The 18064-nt window shown below is 34.2% G+C and carries 16 protein-coding genes; 3 read left to right on the forward strand and 13 right to left on the reverse strand.

The annotated features are described in order from the left end of the window. The first annotated feature begins 69 nt into the window (after positions 1-69). A complete protein-coding gene (locus tag BUR19_RS11940) occupies positions 70-2196 on the forward strand; it encodes a helix-turn-helix domain-containing protein (protein WP_074235700.1) in 2127 nt (708 codons plus the stop codon). Positions 2197-2295: 99 nt separating this feature from the next. Here BUR19_RS11940 and serS read toward each other — a convergent pair whose 3' ends face one another. The 13 genes from serS to BUR19_RS12005 form a co-directional block, all read right to left on the reverse strand. Further along, a complete protein-coding gene (gene serS, locus BUR19_RS11945; protein WP_074235701.1) occupies positions 2296-3564 on the reverse strand; it encodes a serine--tRNA ligase in 1269 nt (422 codons plus the stop codon). Between the two features lie 68 nt (positions 3565-3632). Further along, positions 3633-4166 (reverse strand): hypothetical protein, encoded by a 534-nt coding sequence (locus tag BUR19_RS11950; RefSeq protein ID WP_074235702.1) that lies wholly within the window; start codon positions 4164-4166, stop codon positions 3633-3635. An 18-nt stretch (positions 4167-4184) separates the two neighbouring features. Beyond that, entirely contained in the window at positions 4185-5786 is a 1602-nt protein-coding gene (locus BUR19_RS11955; protein WP_074235703.1) for an asparagine synthetase B family protein, read from the reverse strand. Next, positions 5776-7044, reverse strand: coding sequence for a lipopolysaccharide biosynthesis protein (locus BUR19_RS11960; RefSeq protein ID WP_245799075.1), 1269 nt, complete (start codon positions 7042-7044; stop codon positions 5776-5778). The genes BUR19_RS11955 and BUR19_RS11960 overlap by 11 nt, the downstream gene beginning before the upstream one ends. After that, positions 7041-8168, reverse strand: a complete 1128-nt coding sequence (locus tag BUR19_RS11965; RefSeq protein ID WP_245799076.1) for a glycosyltransferase — start codon at positions 8166-8168, stop codon at positions 7041-7043. Before BUR19_RS11965 ends, BUR19_RS11960 begins: the two co-directional genes overlap by 4 nt. Before the next feature lie 40 nt (positions 8169-8208). After that, positions 8209-8694 (reverse strand): hypothetical protein, encoded by a 486-nt coding sequence (locus BUR19_RS11970; protein ID WP_074235705.1) that lies wholly within the window; start codon positions 8692-8694, stop codon positions 8209-8211. A gap of 149 nt (positions 8695-8843) precedes the next feature. Then, complete coding sequence (locus BUR19_RS11975) at positions 8844-9629, reverse strand: (Fe-S)-binding protein (RefSeq protein ID WP_074235706.1); 786 nt, start codon at positions 9627-9629, stop codon at positions 8844-8846. A gap of 49 nt (positions 9630-9678) precedes the next feature. Next, complete coding sequence (locus tag BUR19_RS11980; RefSeq protein ID WP_074235707.1) at positions 9679-10995, reverse strand: (Fe-S)-binding protein; 1317 nt, start codon at positions 10993-10995, stop codon at positions 9679-9681. A gap of 3 nt (positions 10996-10998) precedes the next feature. Then, positions 10999-11952, reverse strand: coding sequence for an MlaD family protein (locus BUR19_RS11985; RefSeq protein WP_074235708.1), 954 nt, complete (start codon positions 11950-11952; stop codon positions 10999-11001). A gap of 121 nt (positions 11953-12073) precedes the next feature. Then, the gene (locus tag BUR19_RS11990; RefSeq protein ID WP_074235709.1) at positions 12074-14218 is read right to left on the reverse strand and encodes a peptidylprolyl isomerase; all 2145 of its coding nucleotides are present in this window, start codon (positions 14216-14218) and stop codon (positions 12074-12076) included. 128 nt (positions 14219-14346) lie between these two features. Further along, a complete protein-coding gene (locus BUR19_RS11995; RefSeq protein ID WP_083600774.1) occupies positions 14347-14946 on the reverse strand; it encodes a hypothetical protein in 600 nt (199 codons plus the stop codon). 17 nt (positions 14947-14963) lie between these two features. After that, on the reverse strand, positions 14964-15539 hold the full coding sequence (locus tag BUR19_RS12000; RefSeq protein ID WP_074235710.1) for a hypothetical protein: 576 nt from the start codon (positions 15537-15539) through the stop codon (positions 14964-14966). A 67-nt stretch (positions 15540-15606) separates the two neighbouring features. Next, on the reverse strand, positions 15607-16164 hold the full coding sequence (locus BUR19_RS12005) for an RNA polymerase sigma factor (protein ID WP_074235711.1): 558 nt from the start codon (positions 16162-16164) through the stop codon (positions 15607-15609). 139 nt (positions 16165-16303) lie between these two features. Between BUR19_RS12005 and BUR19_RS12010 the strand changes: the two genes are divergently transcribed. Both BUR19_RS12010 and BUR19_RS12015 read left to right on the forward strand, forming a co-directional pair. Then, positions 16304-17053 carry a Rossmann-like and DUF2520 domain-containing protein gene (locus BUR19_RS12010; RefSeq protein ID WP_074235712.1) on the forward strand — a complete coding sequence of 250 codons (750 nt, stop codon included), beginning with the start codon at positions 16304-16306 and terminating at the stop codon, positions 17051-17053. 59 nt (positions 17054-17112) lie between these two features. Then, complete coding sequence (locus tag BUR19_RS12015) at positions 17113-18009, forward strand: GLPGLI family protein (protein ID WP_074235713.1); 897 nt, start codon at positions 17113-17115, stop codon at positions 18007-18009. Positions 18010-18064: the final 55 nt, after the last annotated feature.

An 18064-nucleotide genomic window follows, 5' to 3' on the forward strand; every position in this document is an offset into this window, starting at 1 on the left:
CACTCTTTCAATTTTTTTCTGTTTTCTTTAAACTTGATTCGTCTCTCCTGATTCTTTATCTTTGAATCGATGAATGACTCTCTTTTTGAAATCGTAGAACACACCAACCGAAACATTTTTCTGACAGGAAAAGCAGGAACCGGAAAAACTACATTTCTAAACGATTTTGTAAAAAAAACCAAGAAAAAACACATTGTAGTTGCGCCGACAGGAATCGCAGCTATCAATGCTGGCGGTGTTACTATCCATTCTATGTTTGGGTTGCCACTCAGAACTTTTCTTCCAACTACGGAAAGAATCGACCAAAATCTGGCGAACAATATTGCGGACCTGATGCCGCATTTCAAATACAGAAAAGACAAACTCAAACTCCTCCGTGAAATCGAAATCATTATTATTGATGAAGCCTCGATGTTGCGAGCAGATGTTCTGGATATGATGGATTTCTCATTGAGACACGTTCGCAGAAATCAGCAGAAATTTGGAGGTGTTCAGATGTTGTTTATTGGCGATCTTTATCAGTTGCCACCTGTTGTGAGAGATGAATATATTTTATCAATGTATTATTCTTCGCCATTTTTTTTCCACGCAAAAGCTTTGGAAGGCAGTAATTTCATCACGCTGGAATTGACCAAAGTTTATCGTCAAACCGATGAACATTTTCTCGAAATCCTTAATGCAATTAGAGATGGAATTACCGAAGATATTGACTTCGAAGCTTTGAACAAAAGATATCAGCCTGACTTCGACCCAAAAGATGAAGCCTACGTTTATCTCTGTTCGCATAACAAAATGGCGGACGACATCAATCAAAAAAAGATTAAAGAACTTGGCGGAAAATCTCATACCTACACTGCAGATGTTGTGGGAGAATTCAAGGAAACTCAATATCCGAATGATGAAGTTCTGGAGCTGAAAGTCGGTGCGCAAATTATGTTCATCCGAAATGACACCTCATCTGACAAAAAATATTACAACGGAAAACTCGCTCAGATTTCTTATCTCGATGAAGATGAAATCTCGGTAATCCTTGATGGAAGCGAGGAAGAAATCACGCTAAAAGCGGAAACCTGGGAGCAAAAAAAATATTCTTTGGATGATGAAAAGAACATCAAGGAAGAAGTTTTGGGAAGTTTCAAACAGTTTCCGATTCGCTTAGCTTGGGCAGTTACGATTCATAAAAGTCAAGGTTTGACCTTTGATAGATTGATTATTGATGCAGGAAAAAGTTTTGCTTCCGGACAGGTTTATGTTGCGTTATCACGTTGCCGAACTTTGGAAGGAATTGTCTTGAAATCTAAGATTACGCCTGAAGTGATTTTTTCCGACAAAAGAGTTTCAAAGTTTCAGGACGAGACGCACGCTAATTCCAAAATCGAGGAAATCCTTAATGCTGAAAAATACGATTACAGCATTCAAAAAGTCATTAGAAGAATCGATTGTATTTGGTTTCAGTCCGCTTTGGAAAACTGGATGGTTATCAGCCGAAGCAGTAAATTCATTGATAAAGAAAAAGCAGATTATCTCTATCATTGTTTGAAAGCTGATATTGAAAATTACATTACTATTTTCAAAAAATTTGAACGAATCTTAGTTCAGAAAACACAGAAATTCCTGCAAGGCGAGGAAGAATGGACCGAAATTGAAGTCAAAGCCAAAGGTGCTGTCAATTTCTTTTTCTCGAATGTGAATGAGAAAATATTTTCTCCGCTCAAGGATTTCTATTCCGAAACCAAAGGTGTAAAAGGTTTGAAAGCCTTCAACGAAGATTTCCGTGTCTGGCTGGATGATATCGAAGATTATCTTAAGGATTTGAAAGAGGTTTACCTTTTGGAAACACCATTATTTGACAAAGAAAAAGATGTGGAAGTTTCTATGGCAATCAAAAAAGTTCCGACGCACGTTTTGACTTATCAATTGTTTCAAAATGGGAAAACGGTTGCTGAGATCGCGAAAGAAAGAGGTTTGGTCAATTCGACTATTTTTGGACATCTTTCAAAGTATGCTGAGCAAAATCTTTTAGACAGAAATGACCTTCTGAGAATCTATCCAAAAAGTAAAGTTGAAGCTTTCGAAAAACAATTCAAAGCTGAGCCAAAAGAGAATATCAATGACTGGAAATCAGTTTTGCCTTCGGATTTTGATTATGGCGAGATTCGATTGATTTGGAATTATTTTTTGAATTTGAAGAAGTAGTTTTATTTTAAACGCAAAGTCGCAAATAATTTTCAATTCAATAAAAAAGAAAGTCGCAAAGTAAAATTTGCGACTTTAATATTATTAAAAGAATTCAAATTAATTAATCAATTCAAATCTTGCGTATTCTGCAATTTTCTTTGGTAATTTGATTCCGTCTGGTGTTTGGTTATTTTCCAAAAGAGCAGCCATAATTCTTGGCAAAGCCATTGCAGAACCGTTCAGTGTATGAACCAACTGAGTTTTTCCATCACCTTTGTAACGGCATTTCAAACGGGTTGCTTGAAACGTTTCGAAATTGGAAACAGAACTTACTTCCAACCATTTTTCCTGTGCTGCACTCCAAACCTCGAAGTCGTAAGTCATTGCTGATGCAAAACCTGTATCGCCACCGCAAAGCCTTAATATCCTGTAAGGCAACTCCAAATCTTCCAAAATAGATTTAACGTGTTCTACCATTTCTTCCAAAACAGCATAAGAATTTTCAGGTTTCTCGATTCTTACAATCTCTACCTTTTCGAATTGGTGAAGTCTGTTCAAACCTCTTACGTGTGCACCATAACTTCCCGCTTCTCTTCTATAACACTGGGAAAAAGCGGTATTCTTGATTGGCAAATCTTTCTCGTCAATAATCACATCTCTGTAGATATTGGTCACTGGAACTTCTGCCGTTGGAATTAAATATAAATCATCTGCACCCACATAGTACATTTGTCCTTCTTTATCGGGCAATTGTCCAGTTCCGTAACCAGAAGCTTCGTTCACAACGTGTGGAACGTTCACTTCCTGATAACCTGCATCTGTATTTTTGTCCAAGAAATATTGAACCAAAGCTCTCTGCAATCTAGCACCTTTCCCAAAATAAACAGGAAAACCAGCACCAGCTACTTTAACGCCTAATTCAAAATCAATCAAGTTATATTTCTTAGCCAGTTCCCAATGCGGAATTGCACCTTCACCAAGACCATCCACTGTTGTAGATTCGTAAACAATCTCGTTATCATCGGCAGAAACGCCGGCAACTACTTTTTCGTAAGGGATATTTGGGATTTGATAAAGAATATTGAGAAGTGTTTTCTCAGCTTCATTCAACTCATTTTGTAATTCTTTGCTGGACTCTTTGTATTGCGACGTTTGGGATTTGGCAGCTTCTGCTTCCTCTTTTTTTCCGTCTTTCATCAGAATTCCGATTTCTTTGGAGATTCTGTTCATTTCGGAAAGTTGTGAGTCTAGCTCAAACTGTAATCTTTTTCTTTCGTCGTCAGCATTTACCGCTGCATCGACCAAATCTAATTCCTTGAAGTTTCTTTTCTTCAAGCCTTCCAAAACGCGCTCTTTGTTCTCGCGCAAAAAATTAACCTGTAACATAGTTTGGTTGTTGGTTGATAGTATTTCGTTATCAGAATAATTATTCTAATTTTCTGACAATTGCAAATTTAAGGATTTTCTTTGATGATTTCCACAACATTTCTCTGTCCTGGAACCTTAGTGAATTTTAATTCATTATTATACCAAAGTTTTGATATCTGAAAGAGCGAAGGTGTCCAGCTATATTCAATTCTTATAGTATCCACTCTATAATCAATATCAGTAACCTCGTCGACAACTTTAGAATAACGAATTAGAAAATTGGAATAATATATTTTTTCTTCTGGATTAGAGGTAACTTCATCCTTCAATAGTCGGATAGCACCTGCTGGATAATCCATATAAACTACAGTATCTGCATCTTTCGGGAAAGTTTGTCCGGTAATGGGTTTATTAGCAGTAGTTTCGTCTAAGAGATCCAATAAAGTAACAGCAGAATAAGAACCATCAATTTTTGAGTTTAACAAATCTTGTCCATTAGTCGCGCTTTTAACATAAAGCATCAGAACCTGATCGATGACTTGTACATCATCTTCGTTATCTCCTCTGCAAGACAATAACAAAACAACTGCTGTTAAAATTATGGATATTCTTAGTTTCATCTTTGCAAAGATAGAATATTAATACTTATATTTTTCCTGAATATACTCTATATACCAAGCACAAATTACTGCATTATAGGTTTTGAAATTTGTAAATTCTTTTTTCCTTTTGGTTTCCAAATAGCTTTTCATGTTTTTAGTCAACTTTTGATAATAAGGCCAATCTGCATTATTCATTCTCTTCAAAACCATCTTCCAAGGAAAAAAATATCTAATAGAATCTTTTATTTTCTGAAGAAAAAATTGGAATCCGGAAACACTAAGTTCTTTTTTGTCAAAACTTATATTCTGAGGTTGGAAAAAGTACTTTTCTAAAACGTAATCATAAAGCTTTTTATTTTCACGGAATTCAAAAGGAACTTTTCTGTAAAACTCAACCAATTCTTTGTCCCAAAGAGGAAAATAAGTTTCGAAACCAAAATATAAAAATACCTGAGATGAGTGGAAAATAAATTTTGCTAATTTTTCCTGAATATCCCATTCTTCAACAGACATATTAAAATCACCGGAGAAATATGATTTTGCAATTGGATCTAAACTTTGCTGAAGTCTTTGTTGAATTTGATGTTTTCTTTTATTATTCTTTTGAGTGAAAATAAAATATTTGGATTCTATAAAAGCTGGAAGATTATGAAAATCAATATTATTTTTCACGGTTTTCTTCATATAACTTCCGCCCAAAAAATCGCCAGAATGTCCTGGTAAAAAAACAGAATTTTCAGGAATTAAATTTTTATTTTTAAGCTCAATCACTGCAAAATATTCCATCAAATAAGGCATTGAATAGCCATTTGCTGCAAAATCCAAATAATCTCGAAATGATTGATCTGACTGGATTTTTTCAATATCAATCTCAGTGAAATTTATAAAATGCCAATCATAGCCTAACTCTTCTGCTACTTTTCTACTAATTGGAACTTCCGGATTATCTTTTCCGTAAGTAAAACAAATTACTTTTTCATAATTCATTTTCTTCAATAAACTGACAATTAAGCGAGAATCATAACCGCCACTAAGAGGAACAACAGCAGTTCTTCCATTTAGAAATGATACTAATTTCTCTGCAACCTGCATTAAAACCTGTTCTGAATCTACTGCTAAATCTTCAAATGATTTTTCGAAGAAAGAATCAGTTATAAAGTTTTTGTATTGTGTTGCTTTTCGCTCAAGACTAGAGATTTTTAGAATTTGATTAGCGTTTGTTTTATAAATGTTTTTATCCAAAGTTTCATTAGACAAAACGAACCCAGCCGTTTCATATTCATCAACCGCAGGCTTATTGAAATCAAATGCATTTGTAAGATTCAAAATAGCTTCCCAATAATCTGAGATTACTATTCGATTTTTATTAATTTTATAGAAAAGAGGAAAAAAATTAACCGCATCGCTTACAAGATAATAGTCGTTTTCAGAAACAACAATGAATGAAAACAGACCATTAACTTTTTTACAAATCTGTTCCAGAGAAACTGTTTGCAATTCTTTACTGATATAATCAACAGCTTCTTGATTACGATAAAGATTGTGATTTTCATCAAAAAAATAACCTATGAAAGATAGGTTCTCATTTTGAATCCAAGAATAGGTATCATTACCTTTTAATAGAAGTTTAACTTCCATTCTTTTGTTTGTTTTTAATTTTATGTAAAATTAGTTTTATTTCTGACCTCGAAAATACAAAATCATTGATACTAAAGTGCGTCAATTGATAAAAATTCCAAAGTAAAATAATTGATGAAACACAATACGAAAGGGAAGTTACAATACAAACTCCTAAAATTCCTAATCTTGGAATAAGAAAAACAGAAGTGATAATTGTAACTATAAAACCTATAAATGATTTGATATTTAGAATTTTCAATTTGTTGATTCCGGCAAAATAGAACCCAACAATATTGCTGACTGCAATCGCCAAAATCCCCGGTGATAAAACTAAAATGATCAGTTTGGTCTGTGAAAAATCTTTTCCAAAAATCCAAGTATAAAATTGAGCAGGTAAAAGCAAGACAACGCCAATAAATAAAGCTGTTGTTATGAAACTGATTTTGACCGATAGTTTTGTTTTGAGAATTAATCCTTCTTTATTCTCATCATTCAAAGCCTCCGAATATAAAACAAGTGCAAGACTTCTGCTGACTGTCCAAATAGCTTCAGAAAATGCAACACCCACAGAAAAAACACCGACACTAGCAATACCTTTATAGTATTCTAAAAAATAAAATGAGACTCTATTATTAAGAAATTGTACAAATGCACTTAGTTGTGTTTTCCAACCATAGTTGAATAAATGAGTTACTACTTCTTTTTCAAAAGAGATATTCCTTATGCTGCATCTTTTTAGAAGTCCTACAGAGCTTATCAAGAACAAAATTACAAAACAAAAAATCTGAGCCAAAAAGTAAGACTCGACGGTCATTATTTTCAGAAAAAATATAATCGCGAAAATAAAAACAATGTGGACCAACAACTGTAAAATGGCGTATAAATTATACAACCTAACTTCCTGTTTGCCAATAAAAAAATTAACATTAGCAGCCAATAATGACGAAAAAACAGAAAGTGGAATAAGATAGAGAAGATAATCTTGTTGATGGAATAAACTAACAAGTAACGGAACGGATATACCTACCAATACAGACCAAATATAGGCATATCCTAAAAGCTTTTCTATTTTGTATTTGGATGCAAAATATGACACGCTACTTCCCGCAAAAATATTGCTAAAAAACACAACAATAGCAAGGTCCAAAGTCACAATAGAGATAGTTCCCTTCCCTTCGCTGCCCCACATATTGGTAGAAAAAATAATCAATCCGAAATTCAATATCAGCATCAAAAATCGGGAAACAAATGTTTCTGCTACTGCTTTATACTTCACTTTTCAGATTGTTTTACAAAATCTACAAATGTTTGCTTAATTAGATTCCAATTGTATTTTTTTTCATAACTGGCTCTCGCATTTTTAGCGTGCTTGTCATAAAGACTCGGTTTCTCAGTATAATTTATAATCAAATCCGCAATTAATTCTGAGTTTTCAGGCTCAACCAAATATCCGAATTTTGAAACATCTATATGGTTTCTAATCGCTTTCAAATTGGTATAAATAACCGGCTTACCAGACGCAGCATAATAAAACAATTTGATTGGCAAAGAGTTGTTGTACTCAAAGTTTTTTTCTCTCAAATCAAAACAGATATCTGCCTCAGAATACGAGCTTGTGAATGTTTCAAAACTTGTAGGTTTTACAATAGAGATATTTTCCCAAGCATATTTTTCTAAAAGTTGATTGAAATGTTTGGCATCAGAATCTCTTTTAGGTGCTCCAACAATTAAAATGGATATTTCTAAATCTGGCTTTCTTTTTCGTACTAAATCTATCGCTTTAAAAAAATTATCTATTCCATCTTCTTTAGAAATTCTTCCCGTGCAACAAAGCGTAATTTTATTTTTTGCAATTTGTTTGATATTCTTTTCAATGTAGATATCATCCGGATAATAAGCCTGTGTTAGATTCTTTTTGAATGGAAACAAATACATCAAAGGGAATTTTTTAGAATCTTCCCCAAAAATAAAATGTGTACTCAGAAATCCTGCATACATCTGAATCAGAAAAAACTTAATCAGATGAAAAGGTTTCAATAGCCACGAATAGGGTTGTAACATTCTGAATGACGGATACCATTCTGTAATATCATAAATGATACTTGTTTTTTTTATTTTTTGGAATTTTCCCGCTGCAATAATAGCCAATGGCTCCGAACAAATAATGACATCTGGTTGAAAGTCGTTACAAATTTTAAGCAATATATCTTTTTTTTGCTTTGCTGATTGTTCTAAGATTGAATATGATTCGATTTCAATTCCATCAATAATGCCTTTGTAACCAGAAGACAAACTGCAAATTTTCACCTCAAAACCCTTCTTTACAAGTTCTACTGCCTGATGATAAAAAATACGATCATCATTATATCTGTGTGCAGTTGTCAGGAAAAGAACTTTCAAAATTATGTTTTGAAATTAATTGAAAAGATGAATCAAATTATTAAATTGACGATGCCCAGCTTCTGGCAAATGGCTGTAAAAAATGACTTAGAAAATCCAAATAAGTATTTTTTGAAAAATCGAAAACTTCGATGTTTTTTGACAATTCGCCACTTCTGATTTTGGTTTTAAAGTCTGATAGTTTCAGGGTTTTCACTTCTCCATTTTCTACGTAGCTGGCTTTCATTCTATCAAACAATCCAAGATCAAATTCGGCATCCAGTTCTCTCATTACTTTTCCCAGTGCATCAATACTGCAGCCAGAAGCGGCTTCTTTCTCTTCATCAACACAGATGATAATGAACTGATTTTTTTCGATTTTGAAAGAAGAAGACAGTTCTTTTCCATGAGCTGCCCAATCGCTCAAGAAATCATATAGTTTCTCCGCAATTACTTTACTTTCTTTCGCGGTAAAAGGTCTTGACGCGGGATATATAATAACTCGGTAATCGTTTGTTTCTACAATACTGGATTCCTCGATTTTCATAAGAAGGGATTTATTATTTACAAAATCACTTGACAGCGATTTTATCTATCATTTAAAAATATAAAATTACGGATTTTTATTCAATTTTCTAAAAACGAAAAAACCTAGAATATTATCTAGGTTTTATATTTCAAAAAAAGTGTTTAGAATTACAGATCTTCCGCTTCTGCCAAAAGTTCTACAATATCTTTGACTTCTACTTCTGTATTTTTATTGAAGTGCTTCACACCATCTGTCATCATTGTATTACAGAAAGGACACCCCGTAGCAATCACTTTTGGTTCGAATGAAAGCGCTTCTTCTGTTCTTTCGATATTGATGTCTTTATTTCCTTTTTCTGGTTCTTTAAACATCTGCGCCCCGCCAGCTCCGCAACATAATCCGTTGGTTTTGCAACGTTTCATTTCTACTAATTCTGCATCGAGTTTTTCCAAAAGCATTCTTGGCGCTTCATATTCGTCATTAGCTCTTCCAAGGTAACAAGGATCGTGGAATGTGATTTTTTTTCCTTTGAAACTTCCTCCTTCGATTTTCAATCGGCCTTCATTCATCAAATCTTTCAGGAATTGTGTATGATGCAAAACCTGATAATTCCCGCCAAGACTTGGATATTCGTTCTTCAAAGTATTGAAACAATGTGGGCAAGCTGTTACGATTTTTTTGACTTCGTAAGCGTTCAGTACTTCAATGTTGGTCAAAGCCATCATTTGGAAAACAAACTCGTTTCCGGCACGTTTTGCAGGGTCTCCCGTACAAGATTCTTCTTGTCCCAGAACAGCGAATTCTACTCCGATTTTATTCAGAATTTTGCAAAATGCACGTGTGATTTTTTTCGCACGATCATCAAAACTTCCAGCACAACCAACCCAAAAGAGAACTTCGGGAGATTTGCCTTCAGCAGCGTAATCTGCCATTGTTTTTATATTGAAATCCATTTGTTGTAAAATGTATTTTGTATTAATGTAAATGTCCTTTACTTCAATATTAATCGTTAGCCCAATTCAATCTGTCAGCTTGATTATATTGCCAAGGTGCGGCATTATTTTCGACGTTTGTCATCATTAAATTTAATTCTTGAGGAGCTGCGGATTGTTCCATTACCAAGAATCTTCTCATTTCGAAAATAATGGAAAGCGGGTCAATCAAAACAGGACAAGCTTCTACACAAGCATTACAAGTGGTACAAGCCCAAAGTTCTTCTTTGGTAATATAATCGTTCAGTAGCTTTTTACCATCATCAACAAACTTACCCCCGTTTTTATTAAGATTTTTTCCGACTTCTTCCAGACGATCTCTGGTTTTCATCATAATCAATCTTGGAGACAATTTTTTACCTGTGATATTAGCAGGACAAACCGATGTACATCTTCCACATTCGGTACAAGAATAAGCACTCATCAATTGATGTTGATTCAAATCAAAAATATCTTCTGCTCCAAATTTTGAAGGAACTCCTACCTCGCCTTCTGCAGGAGCTGCATAAGGATCTGCATTCGGATCCATCATTAACTTGATTTCTTTAGTTACAGTATCCAGATTATTAAATTCCCCTTTTTTCTCAAGATTCGCAAACCAAGTATTTGGGAATGCTAAAATGATATGAAGATGTTTGGAATAATATAGATAATTCATAAAGAAAAGAATGCCAACAAAGTGAAACCACCAAGCCGATTTCTCAATAATATGAAGGGTTTCTAAACTGAAATTTCCAAAGAAAGGAAATAGATGTTTTGAGATTGGAAAGTTTGAACTAAAACGAGTTGAATCTGCATAGAAATCTGCTCCGTTCATTGTGAAGAAAGCGACCATCAAAGCAAACTCAATAATCAAAATCCAATTGGCATCTTGTTTTGGCCAACCGAATAATTCTTTCATCGTTAATCTTTTGACACCATAGAAATTTCTTCTGATGAAAAATACGACGACTGCTAAGACAACCAAAGCCGCTAAAATTTCTAAAAATCCTGTGAAAAATGCGTAGAAAGAATCTCCTAAAACACTTTGCAAAAATCTGTGCGTTCCAAAAATACCATCAATGATAATTTCTAATAACTCGATATTAATAATGACAAATCCAACATAAACGAAAATATGCAAAATCCCTGCGATAGGACGTTTCACCATTTTGCTCTGTCCAAGTGCCACTCTGGTCATTATTGCCCAACGTTCCGCTTTTCTGTCGGTTCGGTCAATTTCTCTTCCGAGTTTTATATTGCGATATAATTCTTTCAGGCTTTTAGCAAACAAGCCGAAACCTGCAATCAATAAAATCAGAAATATTACATTGTCAATATATTGCATAGATTATTTTTTATCTGCGTTTTTACCAAAAACCGAGAAGTTCACATATCTTTTCGGATTAGCTTTGAAATCTTCTACCAAAGCATTCAGGTTTTTAGAAGTCTTTTCAAGATTATTGTAAAGCTCTTCATCTTTCGCCAATTTACCAAGAGAACCTTCTCCGTTTTGTATGCCGGAAATAACGTTATTCAGTTTACCAGCCGTTTGGTTGAATTGGTCAATTGTTCCGTTCAATTTATCAATATCTACACGTTCTGCAACAGATCCAAATTTATCCAAAGTTTTGTTGGCTGTAACCATTGCATTGTTAGCATTAGCTACTACTTCGTGTAGACCTTTTTCGTTATTGGCAAGGATAGCATTTGTTCTGTCAGATGCGCCTTTGAAAGATTCGATGGTTCTGTTAAGATTTGACAACAACAATTTGATTTCTCTTCTATTTTGCTCATCGACAATTTTATTTGTACTTGCTAAAGTTGAATCCAACTTCAGTAACACATTTGATAATTGATCTTTAACTGGTTTTACTTGGGAAGAAAGAGAGTTAAGCATAGACAATTGATAATTTCCTTTCAGCGTATCACCATCTTTGGCAATTCCTCCTCCATAAGCAAGGTTGATTTTCATTTCTTTTCCAGACATCAATCCTGGTTCAAAAATCTCTAATGTAGAATTTTTTGAAAACTCAAAATTATCATCTATTGTCAATTTAACAACAAAATGTAATCTGCCATCTTTTGTAGTTATCGGTTTTATTTCATCTACTTGTCCTACCTTCAATCCATTTATAGAAACCGGATTGGAAACAGAAAGTCCTTCTACATTATCATACTTGGCATAGAAAGCATTATCTGTTGTGAAAAGGTTTTTACCTTTCATAAACTGATAAAGTACAACGAAACCAATTATGGCGAATATAGCGATTAATCCTGTTTTTAATTCTTTACTTAACTTCACGTTTTATTTGGGTTTTACTAATTAGCAAATATAAGAATATTGGGTTTATAATTGATATAAATAAAAAACAACAAAAGCGACAATTATGCCGCTTTTGTTTATATTGATAAATGTTGGGAAATTATTGCTGAGCTGCCTTATCCCAAACTTCGATTCTAAAATCTTTGATGTTGGCATTATCCTGAAGACTCTTCAAGAATGCACCTGTAAACTGCTGAGAGTTTTGCTGGTTGATAGATTCTGTAATCTGTTTGATATCACCTGGCAATTTGTTAGTTTTAACAGATTTTTTAACCACCAGATAAACACCTGTCATCCCTTCAACTGGCTGAGACAATTTGTTGGTTGCTACTCCAAATGCTGCACCAGCAACTTTAGGTTCCATAGCGCCATTTACAGCTGGGTTGAACAAGTTAACATCTGCATTTCCTTTTGTAGTTCCAAATGCTTTCGCTGCTTGGTCAAGAGTAGAATATTTTCCTGCATTAATTTTTTCAATAATTTTCTTAGCAAGAACTTTATTTTTTACAATTGGCTCAATTTGGTCTCTTACCGTTTCCGGATCAGCAAGACCTTCATCCTGTTTTCCTACAACGTAAGCAACAATTCTGTCGCCTGTTCCTTCTACTGTGAAGATATCTGTATCTCCAATATTTCTTTTCTTATCGAAAGCCCAAGCAATCACATCGCCATCCTTGTCTGTGTTAAGACCTGGAAGTGTTCCTTGGAAACGACCAACTGTTTTAGGATTATCAAATCTGTATTTGTTTTTCTCTGCTAAGCTTTTGAATTGATTGAAGCTTTTACCTTCAGTCTGTTGAATGAATCTTGTTGCCTGAGTAAGAACTTGATTTTCTGTTTTGTCAGAAGCTTTGATATTTTTAGCTAAGTGTGCAATTTTATAAGTCATAGCACCACTTTTCTTATCTTCAACATTGATAATGTGGTATCCGAAAGCTGTTTCTTGTAATCCAGTCGCTCCTTTAGGATTATTTGCTAAAAAGCTTAAATAGCCTGGTGCAAACTGACTTGCTGGAGTTGTCCAACCCACACTTCCGTTTCTTTCTACTGCATTTGGCTCATCAGACAATTTCAATCCGTCAGCAAATTTTGCAGGGTCAGCTTTGATTACTGCTAACAAACTATCTGCAGTTTTCTTCGCTGCTTCCTTTGTTCTGGTTGCTGTAGATCTTTCCGCTCCTTTATAACCAATCAAGATATGTTTTGACAATGTAGAATCAGAAGCTTTTTTATCTAGCAATTTAGACACTACATAAAGCGTTTGCTCTTTGTAAGGGCCAAAAGTTTGTCCAATAGCTGCAGTTGCAATTTTATCTTTCAGCTCAGCTGGCAATTGAGCTGGGCTTACATACTGAGGAATGAAAGGTACATCAGAATTCAATTCTACAAACATAGAATCGTTCTTTGTATTTTGGAAATTTTCTGCTCCGTTAGAAGCATCAGTTCCTTTAAGGTATAATTTGTTGATTTCGTTTAAAGTTGCAGCATCATCCTGAGCACTTGGTACAGCTGGGAAATATGCATAAGCCAAATTTCTGCTCGCAGCAGCTTTGAATCTTGTTGGATGCAATTTGATATAATCTGCAAGATCTTGAGTCGTCACTTTTACGTTATTCTTTTTAGCGAACTCAAGGTAATCAACTTTTACAAAATCGATGTTTGCCATATCATCACGGAATTTGATCATCAATTCAGCTTCTTTTTTGCTGGTTGTGATTCCTGAAGTCAGGTTTCCGAATAACATTCTGGCCATCATTCTGTACTCGATTGATTTTTTGTTTTTCAACCAATAAGAATAATTTTCAGGACTAGTCGCTTGTGCTTTTTCTATTTCAGATTTAATTTCCTGAAGTTTGAAATTACCTTTCTCATCAAAATATTGTTGATTTTGAGCGAACATTGGATCATACTGCAATTGGCTCCAGAAAATATCATCCGTCAACTGAAGACCCATTTTTTCAAACTGCTGCTTGATTAATTTTGACTGTACAAGAATCTGCCAAGCCTGCTCCTCAAGACCTTTTGTAGGTTGACCTTGCTGCTGAGCCTGTTGCTGCATGATGAATAACTGGTCGTTGTACTCATCTCTCGTGATATCTTCGCCATTCACTTTACCAAAAACGTTCGGGTTTTTTGAGAACATCTTATCAAAAGTATCTGCGTTGAAAAGAAACGACACCAACCCTAAGGCTATTACACCTAACAGAAGCCATGATCTCTTTCTAATTTCGCCTAAAATTGCCATTTTATATTATGTGTTTATAATCAGTTTGCGAAAATACATATTTTTAGCAGAATAGGAAAATTATTTGGATACATTTGTGAATGTGCAATATAAAATAAGAAAAACCTCTAGATTTAGAGGTTTTTTGTTTACTTATCGTTTTTCTTATCGAGAACTTTTTCCCGCATTTTTCCTTCCGTCTGGAATAATTTCAGAACCTGTTGTGGTGTAAGAATTTTTAAAAATTTATCAGCATAAGTTCTTCTGTTGTTTAGAAGTTGCTGACCAACATCAAAACTTTGATTAAGTCTTCTCGTAGCTTCTTCGTCCGAAAGATTTCCAATGTTATTTTCTACAAGAAATTTTTCTTTAATCTGCTTCTGATTAGTTTGATATTCAGCATAAAGCGCTTTGAACTCGTCTTGTTTATCTGCAGAAATATCAATATCATCGATGACGATATTTTCCTTCATCTTTTGTAGAAAAAGAGAACGTTCTTTTGTAGACATATTGTTCACCACTTCTCTTTTCTCCTGTGTATTCATACTTCTCCATTCGGAAGTTCTGGGAATATTGGTCTGTCTTTGCATAGTTCCAACTGGCGATAACGATGAAGAACTGCCACGCAAGCTAGAATTCGAACCCGAATTAGACCTTAAATTTGTAGTTCCGGATCTTCTGTCTTGTCCACTAACTGTGTGAGCAGAAAAGAATCCGGCAATTAAAATAGTCAATAACAATTTTTTCATTTCTCTCTATTTTGTTATTAATTATAAAGATCAAGATAAACATCTTGCTCACTATTTCTATCCAAATCTTTCAATTGGTCTGGCGTAAAAGCCACTAAAACCTTCTCCACTTCTGACTCAGATTTTCTTTTAGTTTCTACAGCGTAATCTTGTCGGTCGGTATTATTAAAAGATTTTGCATTAGAAACATTTACTTTAGCAGAAGCGATGTGATGATTTTTAACATTTTGTTTTTTGATAACATCTGTATGATGATCTTCAGTCACAGTGCTATTTGCCAATTGTTCTGATGTATTGCTTTTAGGCTCATTAATATTATAAACAGAATCTACAATTGGTTTTTGACTAGCAAAGCTTTGTGTTTCAGAAGAATTATCGAAGCCTAAAAACGCTGTAAGTCCTGCAATCAAAACTACTGCAGCGGCAGCCATCCATTTGAAATTCAGAGAGAAAACTTTTGCTTCTTTCTGAACAACAGGAGTTTTCTCGCCAATAGCTTTCAAAATCACTTGATCCTGAAGCGTTTTGAAAAACTCATCCGAAGGTTCCGGATACGGTGTCTTTCTGTTCAGTTTTTCTATATCAATTTTCATTTGCTCTTATTTTATTTTTTTATCAAATGAAATGTTAAAAACATTTCATCATTATTCTCTTATTATTTTAAAACTCTTCCGAGTAGTTGTCCTTTATATATTGTTCCACCTTATCTTTGGCGTAATGATAATTGGTCTTCAAAGTTCCGACAGACATATCTAAAATCTTCGAAATCTCTTCATAAGGCAAATCATCATAATAACGCATATTAAAAACCAATTTCTGCTTTTCTGGCAACGTCTGAATTGCTTTTTGGAGCAATATCATAATCTCTTCTCCATCTTTTCCGGCATTATCAGCGACTAGATTCTGCATATAATATTCTGCATCTTCATCTGTCTTTCTCATCCGGTTCATTTTGTTGAGTTGCTGCAAAGCCTCATTGGTTGCAATTCTGTAGAGCCAAGTGTACAATTTGCTGTCACTCTTGAACTGGTGAATATTCTGATACGCCTTGATAAAAGTATCCTGTAAAACATCCTGAGCTTGGTCGTGATCCACAATCAATCGTCTGATATGCCAATAAAGGCGACTCTGATAGATATCCATCATCGCGCGCAAACCTTTCTCTACAGTTTGAGGTGCAGTTAAAAGCTTTACAATTTCCTCATCCTTGAGCTTCATTCAGATGTTTCGTTGTTTTGATTAAAAAATAAGACCAAAGTTAAATTATTTTTTCAATTTTCTCCGAAAACCTCAATCTAAAATCAAGCCTTTTCGATTAATAAGTGGTTTCAATTCATCAAATTATTACCTTTGTTAGATGCAAACAGTAATTATTGGTTCGGGAAACGTAGCTTATCATCTCGTGAAAGCTTTTAAGCAAAATAATATTGAAATTCATCAGATGTTTGGCAGAAATGAAGCTGAATTATTAAAAATTTCGACTGAATTCAACATTCCTTTTTCAACTAATCAATTGGAAGATGCAGAACTTTATATTATTGCCGTTTCCGATTCTGTCGTGGAAAATGTTTCAGAATTGATTAAAAATGAAAATGCACTCGTTGCTCATACTTCGGGTTCACTTCCAATGGAAATTCTGAAAGGTAATTACAGAAAAGCCAGTTTCTATCCTCTGCAGACTTTCTCTAAAACCAAAGATCTGGATTATTCCAAAATTCCATTTTTCATTGAGGCTGAAAATCAGATTGATGAAAAATCATTATTTGAACTTGCTTCAATTATTTCTGAGAATGTCGAAACCTCAGACTATGAAAAGAGAAAATACATTCATCTGACAGCCGTTTTTGCCTGCAATTTCGTGAATCATCTTTTTGCAAGAGCTAAAGAAATTTCGGATTCTCAGAATTTAGATTTCAATTATTTTATTCCGTTGATTGATGAAACTGTTGAGAAAATTCATCATCTGGAACCAAAATTGGCTCAAACCGGACCGGCAGTAAGACGTGACGAAAGAGTCCTGAAGCTTCACGAAGACTTGATTGCGGATGAAGAGCATTTGAAGATTTATAAACTGATGAATGAATCCATTAAAAAAATGTATCAATAATTCTGTAACATTTTCTATAATCTTACACTAATTATTTGAAAACAGAAAATATAGAAATTATGAAATCTCTCAAAAAATTAGTCATTCTTCCTTTGTTATTATTAGGATTAATTGTTTCCGCACAAGAAACGGCCAACCGTTTCTTCTATGAACTGACATATAAACCGAAAAAAGATTCAACAAGATTGGATAAAGTAATGACAACGCTTGACATTGCTAAAGACAAATCGATCTATCAGGATTTCACTTTACCTGCACAAGATTCCATCATCAAATCTGCAGTTGAAGAAATGGAAAAAACAAAGACCTTCAAGGATATGTCCAAAATGATAAGATGGCCAAAGTTCTCCTATAAAATCTACAAGAATTATCCTGCAATGACAGAAATGTACGTTGACAGAATCAACAGAAATCTTTTTGCCTACGAGGAAAGTCTAAAATTTGATTGGAAAATCCTGACTGACAAAGAAAAAATTGGAACTTACAACACCCAAAAAGCTACAACTGAGTTTGGAGGAAGAAAATGGACTGCTTGGTTCTCAACTGATATTCCTTTCCAAGATGGACCTTACAAATTCTACGGATTGCCTGGGTTGATAGTAAAAATCGAAGACGATGAAAAAAATTACTCTTGGTTATTATCTGGTAACAAATCGGTGAAAGACTGGAAAGAATTCACTTACGCAGAAGAAGTTAATGCAAAATATGGGATGAGCAATGAGAAGAAAACGATTGCTAAAGATAAATTTGAAAAAGCTTATGCTGCCTTCAAACAAGATCCGATGGCAGAAGTAAGAACTCAGGTTCCACAAAATATGCTTTCTATGAAAATGCCAGGAAGCGACCTTACCATTGGAGAAATGTTGAAGAATCAGGAGAAAATGCTAAACGATTTCTTCAAATCTACAGACAACCCAATAGAAGTTCAACAGGTTATAGAGAAAAAGAAAAAATAAACATAAAGCCGGAAATTAGTTTCCGGTTTTTTTATGACAAACATCTTATTTAGAT

The organism is Epilithonimonas zeae (genome assembly GCF_900141765.1).
In the GTDB taxonomy this organism is placed as follows: Bacteria; Bacteroidota; Bacteroidia; order Flavobacteriales; family Weeksellaceae; genus Epilithonimonas; species Epilithonimonas zeae.